The organism is Muriicola sp. E247, from assembly GCF_041358175.1.
Classification (GTDB): Bacteria; Bacteroidota; Bacteroidia; order Flavobacteriales; family Flavobacteriaceae; genus Muriicola.
Map to the genome: position 1 here is coordinate 20,948 of NZ_JBGKBE010000002.1, position 13,984 is coordinate 34,931.

The following is a 13,984-nucleotide window of genomic DNA, read 5'->3' on the forward strand; positions in this document are numbered from 1 at the left end:
GCAGTATCACTTATTTAAATTCACATCAACACCTTTCATGGCTTCGAATTTTTTAATTACTTCTTGTGCCTTATTTCTCGGTACATTCAGCCTATACCTTACCCTGGCCCCCGACGATTGATCGAGTAACTGAAGTTGATATTTTTTAATAAGGCGCATAACCGGATTGATCGAGCTGTAATCAAGTTCTACTGCAAGGGTACTAAAGATGGTTTTTTTAATGGTCTTTACCTCTTCAAGAGTGAGTTGTGCTGTTTTTTTATAGGCAGAAATCAGTCCGCCAACACCAAGTTTGGTCCCTCCGAAATACCTGACTACCGCCACCAGAACCTGCGTAAGCTCAAAGGCCTGTATCTGGCCATAAATCGGTAATCCTGCAGAATTATTAGGTTCCCCGTCATCATTCGCCCGCCAGCTCACAGTATCCATTCCCAGTTGCCATGCGTAGCAGACATGGTTGGCGCCCTTGTGTTGCTGCCTGATATTTTCCAGTATTGTCTTGATTTCTTCTTCATTTTTGACAGGATATGCGAAACCAATGAATTTACTGTTACGATCCTTGTATAGAATGCCTTCAGCAGGAGTGGCAATTGTTTTATACTGATCAGTAGACATATTACTTCATTTAAAAGGCTGCAACCAGCAGGATACTCAGAATGGCCAGGCCAATTCCTATCCAGTTCCTGAAACTGAGTACCTCCCTGAAAAGCAGAATTCCCAATAAGGTCGAAAACATTACAATGGCCACATTGTTAATGGTAAATACAGATGCGCTGTTCAATACTTCGTTTTGCAGCGCACGGAGGAGAAAATAAATCGAAAAGAAATTGGGTACCCCTAGAGCAATACCGCCCAAAATACTTTGGGGAGCTATCCGGACCTTAGCTGAAAAGGACTTGAAAAGGATAAACACTAAACCACAACAGCCGGCGCTTGCAAAAACGGTTGAAGAAAAAACGGGAAATTCTTCAGTTGGTACTAAAAACTGTTCAGCATACTGGATACTGGCATCGATTACCCCTGAGCCCAGGAAAACCAGCAGCGGCAGAAATAATGTTCGTTTGTCAAAAGGAAGGTGCGCCTTTCGCATCGAACTGAAATAGACCGCACATAAAGCAAGGAGAACACCAAGTGCTTTTAGGATTCCCAATTCCTCTCCATATAAAAATACCCCAAGTACAACAGGGATGCTCAAGGACATCTTCGTAGCCACTGAGGCAACCGATACTCCTAAAACCTGAGATGTTTTTGCCATAAGATTGAAAATGATGATAAAGAGGACTCCCAGGGCAAGCGTTCCTATAAACCAGCTTTTACCGGGAATTTCCAATGGACTAACCTTATTGTCCATCATGGTGAAACCCACTAAACAAGCAGTAAAGTAGTTTATAATAATGGCGTACAGGGTTTGCACTTTAAATCGGGCGTAAAGCTTAAAGATCACAAAGATCAGACTGGAACAAAGAATACTCAGGGCTAGGTACAGCATATCATAAATACTTTGTGATTTCTGAAACTTCTTCCTTGCCAACCTGCAGGTGCCAGGTCTTCAGGCCTAATGTGCGGGCACTTTGGATGTGTTGCAGTGTATCGTCAACAAAGAGGGTTTCCTGTGGCTGTATGGAATGAGACTTAAGTATGGTCCTGAAAGCCTCGGCGTCTGGTTTGCGCATTTTCATTTCATGTGAGAGATAAAATCCTTCAAAGCAATCTCTGAATCTCTTATAGGTCTCTTCTCCCATTTCTTCCTTTGCCCTTTCTATATGAAGTACATTGTTATTGCTTAATAAAAACAGCCTGTATTTTCCTGAGGCGGCCAGGTCTTCTATAAAGTTGAGGCGGGGTTCAGGGAAATCGAGAATTATAGCATTCCAGGCGGCAATTAAATCCTTCTCTTCAATTCCCTGGAAGTAATTCTGCGCCATTTTTACGAATTCCAAGCTTGTCAGCAAGCCTTTCTCAAAGCTGAAAATCATGGGATACAATTCTTCATCAATCTCATGATAACCAGCATTTGCCAGTTCTCGGACGGTGGCATCTTTGTCCAGATTTATAAATACATCTCCAAAATCGAAAAGTATATTCTTAATCATTTTTCAGGATTCTCAATAGATCATTCCCAGGGTTAGTTCTCTGTACTTCTATTCCGCCAACCTCCGGGGCTTTTATTCCATCACCCAGTTTGGAAGTCCCAGTAAAGATGCGCACTTCATCCCAGACATTATCCTCAATAAAAGATTTGAGCGTTTCCGCTCCACCTTCAATGATAATACTTTGTACATTTCGTTGATGCAAATGATCACATATCTGAGATGGGACATTCTCTGAAAAATCAATTTCCTGAAACTCAATATCCTTTCGTTTTGGGAGATCAGCTTTGGCCTGGGTGAAAACTAGGGTATCTGCAGTTTGGTCATAGATATTATAGTTCTGAGGAATTTTTAAATGCCTGTCGATTACTACCCTCAAAGGGCTTTTGCCCTGCCATGTCCTGGGGTTTAATTTTGGGTTGTCTTCCAGTACCGTGTTAGTTCCTACTAAAATAGCCTGCTCCTCTGTCCTCCATTGGTGTACTAATTGTCTTGAGTAACGATTTGAGATCCAGTAGGGCTCAGGGTTTATTGCACGCTCTGATTTTTTTGGAGCCATATAACCATCCGAACTTTCTGCCCATTTCAGGATAATATAGGGCCTTTTCTTTTCGTGAAAGGTGAGAAATCTTTTATGATGTTCCCTGCATTGCTCTTCCAGAACCGGGACGATCACTTCCCGTCCCTCTTCCTTTAGCATGTTTATGCCTTTTCCAGCCACTTTGCTATGAGGATCCTGAATACCAATGACAATTCTGGGAATGCCACATTTCAATATGAGATCTGTGCAAGGAGGTGTTTTACCATGATGCGAACACGGTTCCAGGCTCACATACAAAGTGGCCTTTTTCAATAAATCCTTGTTTTTGACCGAGTTAATAGCGTTAACTTCTGCATGAGGCCCTCCAAAGGGGCTTGTAAATCCTTCTCCTATGATCTTGCCTTCATGCAAAATAACACAACCCACCATGGGGTTGGGAGCTGTTGTCCCAAGTCCGTTTTTACCCAGTTCTATACACCTCAGAATATATTTTTCGTGTATCTTCACTTCGCAAAAATAGGATATTAAAAAGGATTAAATGGCGCTGGGTCCTTGTGACGTATTTACAGAATATTACGCCTTGGATTATAAACTAATTTAAAGTATATATTAGTTTGATCTTCAGATACTTGTGATGTGTTACTAAAAGAGATAAAACATATCTTCCATAAAGAGTTGGATCAACGATACGGGAAAGATGAGGTGAATCATTTTTTCTATCACTTCGTCGAACACTATCTGGGTCAACCCAAATTTCATTTGGCACTTCATCCTGACTGGATTATTTCAAAAGAAGAAGAAGGTGTTTTCTTCAGAGGCCTATCAGCCCTTAAGCTCGGACAACCCCTACAATACATTCTAGGGGTTACGACCTTTACCGATCTTCCGATTAAGGTAAATAATAAGGTGTTGATACCCCGACCTGAAACCGAAGAACTGGTCCGTAGAATCATCGAGGATTATAAAACTTCTTCCAAGCCTCTGAATATTTTGGACATTGGAACAGGGAGTGGTTGTATTGCCATATCCCTGGCAAAACACCTTCCAAATGTAAAGGTAACAGGAACAGACCTATCTACTGAGGCCTTGAAAATAGCCGGAGAGAATGCACGGATCAATGAAGTTGATGTGGTGTTTTTGGAATCAGATATCATGTCTATGGATTTGAAAAATGATCATTATGACATTATTGTTTCTAATCCTCCTTATGTACTGGAGAAGGAGAAATTGGCGATGGAAGAACACGTGAAGGAGGCTGAACCTTCTATGGCATTATTTGTTCCCGATGAAAAACCGCTTCTATTTTACGAATTTATAATTCCTGAAGCCTCGAACGCTTTGGTTGAAGGCGGTGCACTCTATCTGGAAATTAATCAGCGCTTTGGAGCTGAAACCAGTAAATTGCTTAAGGACCACTCTTTTAAACAGATTGAGCTCAGTAAGGATCTGCACGGGAAAGACAGATTTCTAAAAGCTATTAAAACTGATAAATAAATCAATACTATATGACCCCGGAAGAGCGAATTAACGCGCTGAGAAAAGAACTTCACGACCATAATTATCGATATTATATACTCGATGCGCCTGTGATATCCGATTACGAATTTGATTTCAAACTCAAGGAATTACAAGCCCTTGAGGATGCACATCCCCAGTTTAAAGATCCCAGCTCTCCTACCATGAGGGTAGGGGGTGCCATTACCAAAAACTTCAATACGGTTACCCATGAACAAAGGATGTATTCTTTGGATAACTCCTATTCCAGAGAGGAATTATTGGATTGGGAAAAACGTGTTCAAAGGATACTGGGCGGCACGGAGGTAGAATTTACCTGTGAATTAAAATACGACGGGGCATCTATCAGTTTAACTTATGAAAATGGCCACTTGACCCAGGCGTTAACAAGAGGAGATGGTTTTCAGGGAGACGATGTAACGTCTAATGTAAAAACTATAAAATCGGTTCCCCTGAAATTGAGAGGGGATTACCCAACAAAATTTGATATCCGCGGTGAGATCATCCTGCCCCTTGAGGGATTTAAGAAAATGAATGAAGAGCGTATTAAGAATGGGGAGGATCCCTATATGAATCCAAGGAATACAGCTTCGGGCAGTCTGAAACTTCAGGACAGTGCTGCGGTAGCAGAAAGGCCACTCGACTGCCTTTTGTATGCCCTGGCGGGGAGGAATCTTCCGGCTGACACACATTTCAAACTCCTCGAAAAAGCGAGGGAATGGGGTTTTAAAATCCCAAAGGAGGCAAAACTCTGTAGGACAATGGAAGAAGTTTTGGCTTATCTCGACTATTGGGATTCCCACCGGCATGAGTTGCCCTATGAAACCGATGGTGTTGTGATTAAGGTAAATAATCTGCAACAACAGGAGGAACTGGGATATACGGCAAAATCCCCCCGATGGGCTATAGCTTATAAATTTCAAACCGAGCAGGCCATTACTGTTCTTGAGAAAATTACATACCAGGTGGGAAGGACAGGGGCTATTACCCCGGTAGCCAATCTGGAACCTGTGCTTTTGGCAGGCACCACTGTAAAACGAGCTTCGCTACACAATGCAGACCAGATCGCTAAACTCGACATACGGGAGGGTGACACCGTATTTGTGGAAAAGGGAGGCGAGATCATCCCAAAGATAATTGGGGTTGATCTGACTAAACGTCCTGAGAATTCAAAACCTACCACATACATCACCCACTGCCCGGAATGCCATACGCTCCTCAGGCGGCAAGAAGGGGAAGCGCAGCATTTCTGTCCTAATTCCATAGGTTGTCCGCCTCAAATTACCGGCAGGATTCAGCATTTTATCTCAAGAAAGGCTATGGACATAGAGGGACTGGGGGCTGAAACAGTTGAGTTGCTCTTCAAAGAAGGGCTCATTGAGAACTACGCTGATCTGTATACGCTAACCAAGGAGCAGGTAATCCCCCTGGAGCGAATGGCCGACAAGTCGGCCGAAAACCTTATTCAGGGAATAGCAGATTCGGTAAACATACCCTTTGAGCGCGTCCTTTTTGCCCTTGGGATTCGCTATGTGGGAGAAACGGTTGCCAAAGTCCTTGCCAGGGCATTTAAGAATATTGATGCACTGATGAATGCCACTCCCGAATCCCTCACACAGGTGAATGAAATTGGGGAGCGTATAGCGGAAAGTGTGGTATCATTTTTCAGGGAAGAAAAAAATAGGGAGATTGTGGAAGAACTCAGGAAACACGGGTTAAATTTCTCGCTTTCAGAAGCTCAGCTTGAGAATCAAACCGACTTGCTGAAAGGGAAGACCCTGGTAGTTTCCGGTGTTTTCGAAAACCTGGAACGAACCGAGTTAAAAAAACTGATAGAGGACAATGGGGGGAAGGTGAGTTCTTCCATTTCCTCTAAAACTTCCTATCTGGTTGCTGGAAATAATATGGGGCCTAGTAAAAGAAGCAAGGCTGAAGCCCTGGGAGTCCCAATAATATCGGAATCAGATTTTCTCGGTTTAATAAAATAAACCCCCTTCGGTTTAAAGGGGGTTGCATGCTTAAAGGAGATTATGAAAGTGATGCTAATCTCCGCTTAAGTTCTTGTCATATACCCAGATTTCGTCCCACCAATCTGAAAAAGTGGCATCCCGGTTCCTGACAAAGTTATTCCATGCGTTTTCACCATGAACTTTATCAAAGGTCTCTCTAAAGGGCCAGCCAGTATCGAAATCTTGCCAATTCTTGTGAAATGAGACGGTAGCGAGATGTCTGCCAATATTACCTTGCCTGAATTCATTGTCATAGACACCCCATGGATGAACTCCGGGCATGGCTTTGATTGTTTCACTGGCCATTGACAGGTGGGCATCAACCCCAAATCCATGCCCAGGCTCAACCACCCAGTAACGGGTGTACAGAATCGAATAAACAAAATTGTCCCCTGCGAGCATGCCTGTATTAGACCATTTTGTTATTTCTTTCCAGTATTCTCCCTGCTCCAAGCTTTTCACATAAGGCATGATATTATCTCTCCAGTCTTCATCATGGCCTCCCTCGGCGGGGCGGGTATCGAGATCAGGATATTGTAAGGGTCCCATCATCCAGACGATCTTTCCAGTATTGGGTCCTGTTGCGATGTTGTAGACAAAGGACTTAAACGCGCCTTCAGTGTGGTATTTCATATTGTGTTTGCGCATGTTCTCGCCAAGCGTTTTCAGTTTGGTATTATCGGGAACAAGCATTATGGATTCCCAAATAGGCTCCTTTGTGCTTTCTTGTGCCTGTAACATGGTAAAACTCCCAAGGACAAAGCAGAGTGCGAGTAGTGAGGTAATAATGGTTCTTTTCATCTTTTAGTTATTTATTGGTTTGATTATAGTAGAAAAGAAAGCACATTCTTTTGGTGTCCTTGCCCATTTTGGGACGAAACCATTAATTTTATGTCCGAAGCTCATAAAAAAATTATCTATCCTATATCTTGAAACACCTTAGAGACACAAAAGAGTTTGAATTTAGTCTGGATGCCGATCAACCTCCTTTAAACTGGCCTAAGACCTTGCAATCCCTCTGGTGGGATGCAAAAGGGGACTGGGATAAAGCTCACGACATTGTAGACCAGCTAAACACACCTGAAGCCACATGGATCCACGCTTATTTGCACCGGAAAGAAGGGGATCTTTGGAATGCCGGTTATTGGTATAACCGTGCAGGAAGACCCAAGTCTTCAAAATCCCTGAAGGAAGAGTTTGCGGAAATTTTAGATCATATTCTTTTGGGGAATTAATATTGATCAGGCGAAATTTGAGTCGGACACTTCTCGCGAAGGGTCTAGACTGAGATAGAAATCCCTTCCCCTGTTTTTAGCTCAGAACCGTCAAAAAGGAAATCGATTCTTCCCAGGTTAATTCCGTAACATCCTACTTGATTTATAAGGACTGGGAGGTCTTTGCGATTTTTACGAACCACCGGTTTATCGAGAAAGGTATGTGTATGACCGCCGATGATCAGGTCGATATCCTGAGTTTTTGAAGCCAGAATAACATCACTCGCCAAATCCGGATTTCTGTATTCATAACCCAGGTGAGACAGGCAAATGACCAAATCACAATTTTTCTCCTCTTTAAGAATCCTGGCCGTATCAAGGCTAATCTCAACCGGATCCAGGTATTTGGTTTCCTTGTAGAGTTTCCTTGTTACTAGACCATCCAGATTGATCCCCAGGCCGAAAACCCCTACTTTGATCCCATCCACTTCAAAAACTTTATAGGGATAGGTCATTCCATTTAATACGGTATTGGTAAAGTCGTAATTGGCACATAGAAAATCGAATTTAGCATAAGGAAGCTGTGCTAATAGTCCGTCTATCCCATTGTCAAAATCATGATTCCCCAAGGTGGCGGCATCGTATTTTAACCGACTCATCAACCTGAATTCCAGTTCTCCTCCATAAAAATTAAAATAAGGGGTCCCCTGGAAGATATCGCCTGCATCGAGCAGTAATGTATTTGGATTTTCCTTCCTGATAGATGATATCAGAGACGCTCTACGGGCAATCCCACCCATATCGGGAAAGGTCGCATGATCGGCAGGGAAGGGATCCAGATGGCTGTGCACATCATTGGTGTGCAGAATGGTGATCGTTTTTTCTGTTGAAAGCGAACAACTGTTTAAAACAGATCCACCCACGCTCAAATATCCGGCACCGGCTATGGAATTGAGAAGAAATGATCTGCGTTTCATAGGTTCTTTAATTGAATGAAACGATCATCTACCCCTGCACTTAAGGTGTCAACCGACTTAAAGTAGTCGATCATGGCATTTCTAAGCAAATAATTCATGTCGGTTACCTCACTATTCTTCTTCAGGAATTCGGCATTCCCTCCTCCTTCAAGGAGATAATTGATGGTGGCCAGGTAATAGGTCTTTTCTTCATCTAATGGTGTCCCCCGCACAGTTACATTTTGTAGTCGGCCTTCCTTGTTAAGCACGATCTTGATGCCACTAATGGGTTGTGGCCTGTCTGATTCCACCAAATAATTTACCATTTCCCTGACTACACTGCCGGAAATTTTAACAACGACAATATGATTCTCAAAGGGCATCACCTCGAATGCGTTTCTTGCGGTGACATCTCCGGCGGAAATCACATTTCGAATCCCACCGTAATTCATCAGAGCCATATCCACCTCTTTCCCTGTGCGCATTTTAAAGATGGGCGCGGCCTGTTTAAGGATGATGTCGGCCATGAGATTACCTAGTGATGAATTCAATTCACCATCGCTTTTGTCAATATCTTCAGGCGCGAAAGCCAATACACTGTCGAGTACCGTATTGATGCGTTGCCGATAAGGTTTTATAAAAGCCTCAACAGAATCGTCAGCCACTAAGTTGCCGTCTATATGAAGTTGTTTTCCGGAAATCGATTGAAGATGAGAAGGCTTGTCGACACAGGATAATAAAAAGGAAATTGTTATAAATAAAACAAAATGTTTCATATTTAAACAAGCGAAAGCTACTAACTTTACCCCGGATATTGCAGGGAGAATAATTATCTTTGTGAAAAGGCAAAGATAGATGTTTTTACAGGGACTTAAGGAGAAATTCAAACACAAATCCGGGGAAAAATACCTGAAAAACGAACTTCTGTCAGTTCCTGAATCGACAAAAACAAATAAAGGTCTTCATAGGGTAGGGGTCATTGTAGATCTTGATAATTTTCCTGATTCAGATCTTTTCTATCAATTAATAGATCATTTACAATTAAGGCCTAACGCAGTTAAAATAATGGGTTACAGATCATTTTATGATAAAAACTCTCCTTATTCCACTCCGGTATTTTCAGATAAAGATCTGGGCTGGGGCGGGGCTGTTGAAAATAGTTACGCTTTGGAATTCCTGAGTAAAGAGTACGACCTGCTGTTGAATTATTATATTCAGGACACATTGATTTTAAAATTGATGACGGTTAAAACAAGGGCGAGGATCAAGGTGGGTTTTGCTGAGCTGGATTCCAATCTCAATGATTTGATTATCCATTCACCCATGAAGGATTTTGACACTTATAAAACAGAATTAAAGAAATATTTAAAGGTAATGCGCGAATTGTGAAAATGGAACAACTATACGGAACTGGTGTAGCCCTGGTTACTCCTTTTAAGAAGGATGGATCTCTGGATCTGGATGCTCTGAAAAAGGTGGTGCGACATTCTATTGAAGGAGGAGTTGATTATTTGGTGGTGCTGGGTACTACCGCGGAATCTGTCACCCTAACTAAGGAAGAGAAAAAGAGAGTTGTTGAAACTGTGATCCTTGAGAACAATGGCCAACTGCCCTTGGTGATCGGAATCGGAGGAAATAATACAAGCGCGGTTGCAGAAGAACTGAAGGCTACGGATCTCACACCCTTTGACGCCGTATTGTCTGTATCACCTTATTATAACAAACCTACCCAGGAAGGGATTTTTCAACATTACAAAGTTCTGTCTTCGGCTTCTTCTAAACCCATAATCCTGTATAATGTTCCCGGGAGGACAGGGAGTAATATATTGCCTTCAACCGTTGTGAAGATTGCCGAATCCTGTCCCAATGTTATCGGGATAAAAGAGGCCTGTGGGGATATTGAGCAGATTAAAAAATTGATCAGGGAGGTACCCGACGGTTTTTACGTAATCTCCGGAGACGATATAACAGCGCTTCCCACTGTAATTGAAGGTGGAATAGGGGTGATCTCCGTGCTCGGACAGGGAATGCCTTCAGAGATGTCGAGAATGATCAGGTACGGCTTAAACGGGGAGTATGACAAGGGACATCAATTGCATAATGCCCTGACACCGGGGATGGGTCTTATTTTTGAAGAAGGGAACCCGGCAGGTATTAAAGCGATCTTTGAAAGTCTTGGGATTTCGACAGCCGCAGTGCGACTTCCTCTGGTTGAAGCTTCACCCGAGCTTAAATCCAAAATAGCTGCCTTCGTTCAATCATTTGCTATTCCAATCTGAATTACATTCGTTAAAAGTTCCTCAAAACCTGCTGTTTAGACCGGGATTCGGTTTATGTTTGTGATGAAGAATTAGTTTTATATTCCAACTGGAATCCGTAATTTTGCAAAATGTTTTTTAAGCTCCGAAGTATTTTACCCCTTGCCATGATAGCTATGCTAGCCATCTCCTGTAATGAGTATCAGAAAGTACTCAAGAATGAAGATGTTAAGGCAAAGTATGACCTTGCCGAAAAATATTACGAAGAGAAGGATTACAAGCGGGCGAATCGTCTGTTTGAACAGATAGCCCCTAAATACGTTGGAAAACCACAGGGGGAAAGGGTATTGTTCTTTCTTGCTGATACCTACTTTCAGATTAAGAATTACAATTTTGCCGGCTATCAGTTCGAACGATTTTTAAAGTCGTATCCCAAAAGTGACAAGGCTGCCGAAGCCTCATTTCTGGGGGCGAAAAGTTACTATATGTTGTCTCCCCGATATTCCCTGGACCAGACAGATACAGACAAAGCCCTGGTGAAACTTCAGAATTTTATCAATTCTTACCCTGAGTCAGAGTTTATGCCTGAGGCGAATACCATGGCCCGGGAACTTACGACCAAAAAGGAAAAGAAAGCATTTGAGATAGCCAAGCAATTCACAAAACTTGGAAACTCATATATACTTGATTACAGTATCTCAGCGGTTGCTGCTCTCGATAATTTTGTTTCAGATTACCCTGGTACAATTTTCAGAGAAGAGGCATTTTACCTTAAATTAGTGGCCACAGCAAATCTTGCTTTGAACAGTACCGAGAATAGAAAACAGGAACGACTGGAAACAGCCGAAACCGCCTACAAAAATTTATTGAAGTATTATCCACAAACCAGTTTTCTCAAAAAGGCGGATGATTTGTATGAAGAAATTAACGAACAACTAGCAGAATTTAAAGCTCAAGAAATTACATCGAAATGAATATGAATGACTTAAAAAACACCAAGGCTCCGGTTTCTACGGTTACCATCAACAGAAATGAATTTGATGAAAAAACCGATAACATCTACGAAGCCATTTCCATCACAGCAAAACGAGCTATTCAGATTAATTCTGAGATCAAAAAAGAGTTACTCGAAAAATTAGAGGAATTCGCTACTTACAGTGATAGTTTAGAGGAGGTTTTCGAAAACAAGGAGCAAATAGAAGTATCCAAGTTCTATGAAAAATTACCTAAACCACATGCCATGGCCATCACAGAATGGTTGGAAGACAAAATTTACCACAGAAATACGGAGAAAGACGATCAGTAGATGTTAGAAGGCAAAAAGGTCCTTTTGGGAATTACCGGAGGTATTGCCGCCTACAAAACTGCATTTCTTGTCAGATTACTTATTAAAGCCGGCGCTGAAGTTAAAGTCATTTTAACTGAAAGCGCCGCTTCTTTTGTTACTCCCCTCACTCTGGCCACATTGTCTAAAAATCCGGTTCATCTCGATTTTATTAAAGAAGATGAAGGAACGGTTAACTGGGACAACCATGTAGAATTGGGATTATGGGCCGACCTGATGCTTATTGCTCCCGCTACGGCAAACACGCTTTCTAAAATGGCCAACGGAGTTTGTGACAACCTCTTAATGGCGACCTACCTCTCGGCAAAATGCCCTGTCTACTTTGCACCGGCCATGGATCTGGATATGTACCGCCATCCTTCCACCAAAGCGAGTACTGAAAAATTGGAATCTTTCGGAAATATTATGATCCCAGTGGCAAGTGGGGAATTGGCCAGTGGTCTGGCAGGCGAAGGCCGAATGGAAGAACCCGAAAAAATTATCGAGCTTGTTCAAAAACATATGCGTAAAGGCCTGCCTCTGGAAGGCAAAAAGGTCCTGATCACAGCAGGGCCCACTTATGAAGCCATTGATCCCGTTCGTTACATAGGCAACCATTCTACGGGACTGATGGGGGTGGAACTCGCAAGGAAGGCTGCTGCTCTGGGAGCTGAGGTGAACCTCGTTCTGGGTCCTTCCGCTCTGGAGATAAATGAATCATTCATCAGGCTGCATAGAGTAACCAGCGCCGACGAGATGTACCAGGCAGCAATCGGAGTTTACGAAACCTCTGATGTTGTCATTGCAGCTGCCGCAGTTGCCGACTACAAGCCAAAAACAACTGCCCGGGAGAAGATCAAGAAAAAATCTGATGTGCTTTCCCTTGAACTGGTAAAGAATCAGGATATCCTTCAAACCCTTGGAAAGTCTAAGAAAAGTCAGTATCTGGTGGGCTTTGCCCTGGAAACAGAAAATGAATTGTCAAATGCTCTTACTAAGCTTAAGAAAAAGAATTTGGATGCTATTGTACTAAACTCTTTAAAGGATAAAGGAGCTGGTTTCGGAGGAGTGACTAACAAAGTCACCTTTATAGACAAGAATTCCACAATAAAATCGTTTGATGTAAAGACCAAAGCCGAAGTGGCTGCAGATATCTGGAAAGAAATTATTGATCGCCTTCATGCGTAGTATTATTTTTCTTGTTGTACTATTTTTAAGCTCCCTGAACATAGGAGCTCAGGAACTCAATTGTGTAGTTACGGTAAATTCGGATCAGGTAGGTCAGACCAACCAGCAGATTTTTCGGACCCTTGAACGTTCCCTGAATGATTTTGTCAACAGGAATAAATGGACCAACAGGGTTTACAAGGAAAATGAGAGGGTCAATGCCAGGATGTTTATCACCGTAACCAAATTTGAATCGAACAGGTTTGAAGCGAACATTCAGATTCAGTCTTCTCGACCAGTGTTTAACACTACTTACGAGAGCCCGGTGTTTAACTACAAAGACAATCAATTCAATTTTGAGTATATCGAATTTCAGCCCCTTATCTACAACCCCAATGTCTTCAATTCTAACCTTGTAGGTGTAATTGCTTATTACGTTTATATCGTCCTGGGGCTAGATGCGGATACATATGCCCTGGAAGGAGGCACAGAATATTTTAAGGAAGCACAAAAAATTGTAACACAGGCTCAGGGGAGTAATTTTGCCGGTTGGAACCAGTCGGCCACCGATAACCGCACCCGTTTTGTTCTTGTCGACAATCTCCTGTCAAATACGTTCAGGGAATATCGCATCGCCATGTATAATTATCATCGCAAGGGGCTCGATATTCTTGGGGATAACAATAGTACGGGGAAGCAGGTCATCTCCGGTTCAATGCGATTGTTTGAAACACTGATTCAGCGAAGGCCTAATGCTTTTCTGATTCAGACTTTTTTCGATGCAAAATCGGAAGAGATCCTCAATGTTTTTTCCGATGGACCCAAAGTAGATATTGTGGCCCTCAAAACCAGCCTTAATAAAGTGGCACCCTTCTATTCCTCTACCTGGAATCAAATAAAATATTGAGAA

General features: G+C 42.4%; 16 protein-coding genes. 9 read left to right on the plus strand and 7 right to left on the minus strand.

The genetic code is table 11. The features are described 5' to 3' along the window. Positions 1 to 6: 6 nt before the first annotated feature. The 4 genes from ACA086_RS03630 to ribD are packed head-to-tail and all read right to left on the minus strand — an operon-like array spanning position 7 to position 3,138. Positions 7 to 615, minus strand: a complete 609-nt coding sequence (locus tag ACA086_RS03630) for a YigZ family protein (RefSeq protein WP_371001990.1) — start codon at positions 613 to 615, stop codon at positions 7 to 9. A 10-nt stretch (positions 616 to 625) separates the two neighbouring features. Next, positions 626 to 1,489: an EamA family transporter gene (locus ACA086_RS03635; protein ID WP_371001991.1), complete on the minus strand. Its 864-nt coding sequence runs from the start codon at positions 1,487 to 1,489 to the stop codon at positions 626 to 628. A gap of 1 nt (position 1,490) precedes the next feature. Further along, positions 1,491 to 2,093 carry an HAD family hydrolase gene (locus ACA086_RS03640; RefSeq protein ID WP_371001992.1) on the minus strand — a complete coding sequence of 201 codons (603 nt, stop codon included), beginning with the start codon at positions 2,091 to 2,093 and terminating at the stop codon, positions 1,491 to 1,493. Beyond that, positions 2,086 to 3,138: a bifunctional diaminohydroxyphosphoribosylaminopyrimidine deaminase/5-amino-6-(5-phosphoribosylamino)uracil reductase RibD gene (ribD, locus tag ACA086_RS03645; protein ID WP_371001993.1), complete on the minus strand. Its 1,053-nt coding sequence runs from the start codon at positions 3,136 to 3,138 to the stop codon at positions 2,086 to 2,088. The genes ACA086_RS03640 and ribD overlap by 8 nt, the downstream gene beginning before the upstream one ends. Before the next feature lie 129 nt (positions 3,139 to 3,267). On the opposite strand from ribD, the gene prmC reads away from it, so the two are divergent. After that, complete coding sequence (prmC, locus tag ACA086_RS03650; protein ID WP_371001994.1) at positions 3,268 to 4,125, plus strand: peptide chain release factor N(5)-glutamine methyltransferase; 858 nt, start codon at positions 3,268 to 3,270, stop codon at positions 4,123 to 4,125. An 11-nt stretch (positions 4,126 to 4,136) separates the two neighbouring features. After that, on the plus strand, positions 4,137 to 6,134 hold the full coding sequence (gene ligA, locus ACA086_RS03655; RefSeq protein WP_371001995.1) for an NAD-dependent DNA ligase LigA: 1,998 nt from the start codon (positions 4,137 to 4,139) through the stop codon (positions 6,132 to 6,134). Positions 6,135 to 6,188: 54 nt separating this feature from the next. Here ligA and ACA086_RS03660 read toward each other — a convergent pair whose 3' ends face one another. After that, positions 6,189 to 6,956, minus strand: a complete 768-nt coding sequence (locus tag ACA086_RS03660; RefSeq protein ID WP_371001996.1) for a hypothetical protein — start codon at positions 6,954 to 6,956, stop codon at positions 6,189 to 6,191. A 128-nt stretch (positions 6,957 to 7,084) separates the two neighbouring features. Between ACA086_RS03660 and ACA086_RS03665 the strand changes: the two genes are divergently transcribed. Then, positions 7,085 to 7,390: a hypothetical protein gene (locus ACA086_RS03665; protein WP_371001997.1), complete on the plus strand. Its 306-nt coding sequence runs from the start codon at positions 7,085 to 7,087 to the stop codon at positions 7,388 to 7,390. A 44-nt stretch (positions 7,391 to 7,434) separates the two neighbouring features. Here ACA086_RS03665 and ACA086_RS03670 read toward each other — a convergent pair whose 3' ends face one another. Both ACA086_RS03670 and ACA086_RS03675 read right to left on the minus strand, forming a co-directional pair. Beyond that, positions 7,435 to 8,346, minus strand: a complete 912-nt coding sequence (locus tag ACA086_RS03670) for a bifunctional UDP-sugar hydrolase/5'-nucleotidase (RefSeq protein WP_371001998.1) — start codon at positions 8,344 to 8,346, stop codon at positions 7,435 to 7,437. Then, positions 8,343 to 9,101, minus strand: coding sequence for a 5'-nucleotidase C-terminal domain-containing protein (locus tag ACA086_RS03675; protein ID WP_371001999.1), 759 nt, complete (start codon positions 9,099 to 9,101; stop codon positions 8,343 to 8,345). The genes ACA086_RS03670 and ACA086_RS03675 overlap by 4 nt, the downstream gene beginning before the upstream one ends. Before the next feature lie 79 nt (positions 9,102 to 9,180). On the opposite strand from ACA086_RS03675, the gene ACA086_RS03680 reads away from it, so the two are divergent. The 6 genes from ACA086_RS03680 to ACA086_RS03705 all read left to right on the plus strand — a co-directional run bounded on the left by ACA086_RS03680 (position 9,181) and on the right by ACA086_RS03705 (position 13,981). Then, positions 9,181 to 9,714 carry a hypothetical protein gene (locus ACA086_RS03680; RefSeq protein WP_371002000.1) on the plus strand — a complete coding sequence of 178 codons (534 nt, stop codon included), beginning with the start codon at positions 9,181 to 9,183 and terminating at the stop codon, positions 9,712 to 9,714. Between the two features lie 2 nt (positions 9,715 to 9,716). Further along, positions 9,717 to 10,604, plus strand: coding sequence for a 4-hydroxy-tetrahydrodipicolinate synthase (dapA, locus tag ACA086_RS03685; RefSeq protein ID WP_371002001.1), 888 nt, complete (start codon positions 9,717 to 9,719; stop codon positions 10,602 to 10,604). Positions 10,605 to 10,714: 110 nt separating this feature from the next. Continuing rightward, positions 10,715 to 11,557: an outer membrane protein assembly factor BamD gene (locus ACA086_RS03690; protein ID WP_371002002.1), complete on the plus strand. Its 843-nt coding sequence runs from the start codon at positions 10,715 to 10,717 to the stop codon at positions 11,555 to 11,557. Beyond that, entirely contained in the window at positions 11,554 to 11,889 is a 336-nt protein-coding gene (locus ACA086_RS03695) for a DNA-directed RNA polymerase subunit omega (RefSeq protein ID WP_369749605.1), read from the plus strand. Before ACA086_RS03690 ends, ACA086_RS03695 begins: the two co-directional genes overlap by 4 nt. Next, the gene (gene coaBC / locus ACA086_RS03700; protein ID WP_371002003.1) at positions 11,890 to 13,095 is read left to right on the plus strand and encodes a bifunctional phosphopantothenoylcysteine decarboxylase/phosphopantothenate--cysteine ligase CoaBC; all 1,206 of its coding nucleotides are present in this window, start codon (positions 11,890 to 11,892) and stop codon (positions 13,093 to 13,095) included. It begins immediately after the preceding gene. Then, entirely contained in the window at positions 13,088 to 13,981 is an 894-nt protein-coding gene (locus ACA086_RS03705) for a DUF4835 family protein (RefSeq protein WP_371002004.1), read from the plus strand. The genes coaBC and ACA086_RS03705 overlap by 8 nt, the downstream gene beginning before the upstream one ends. Positions 13,982 to 13,984: the final 3 nt, after the last annotated feature.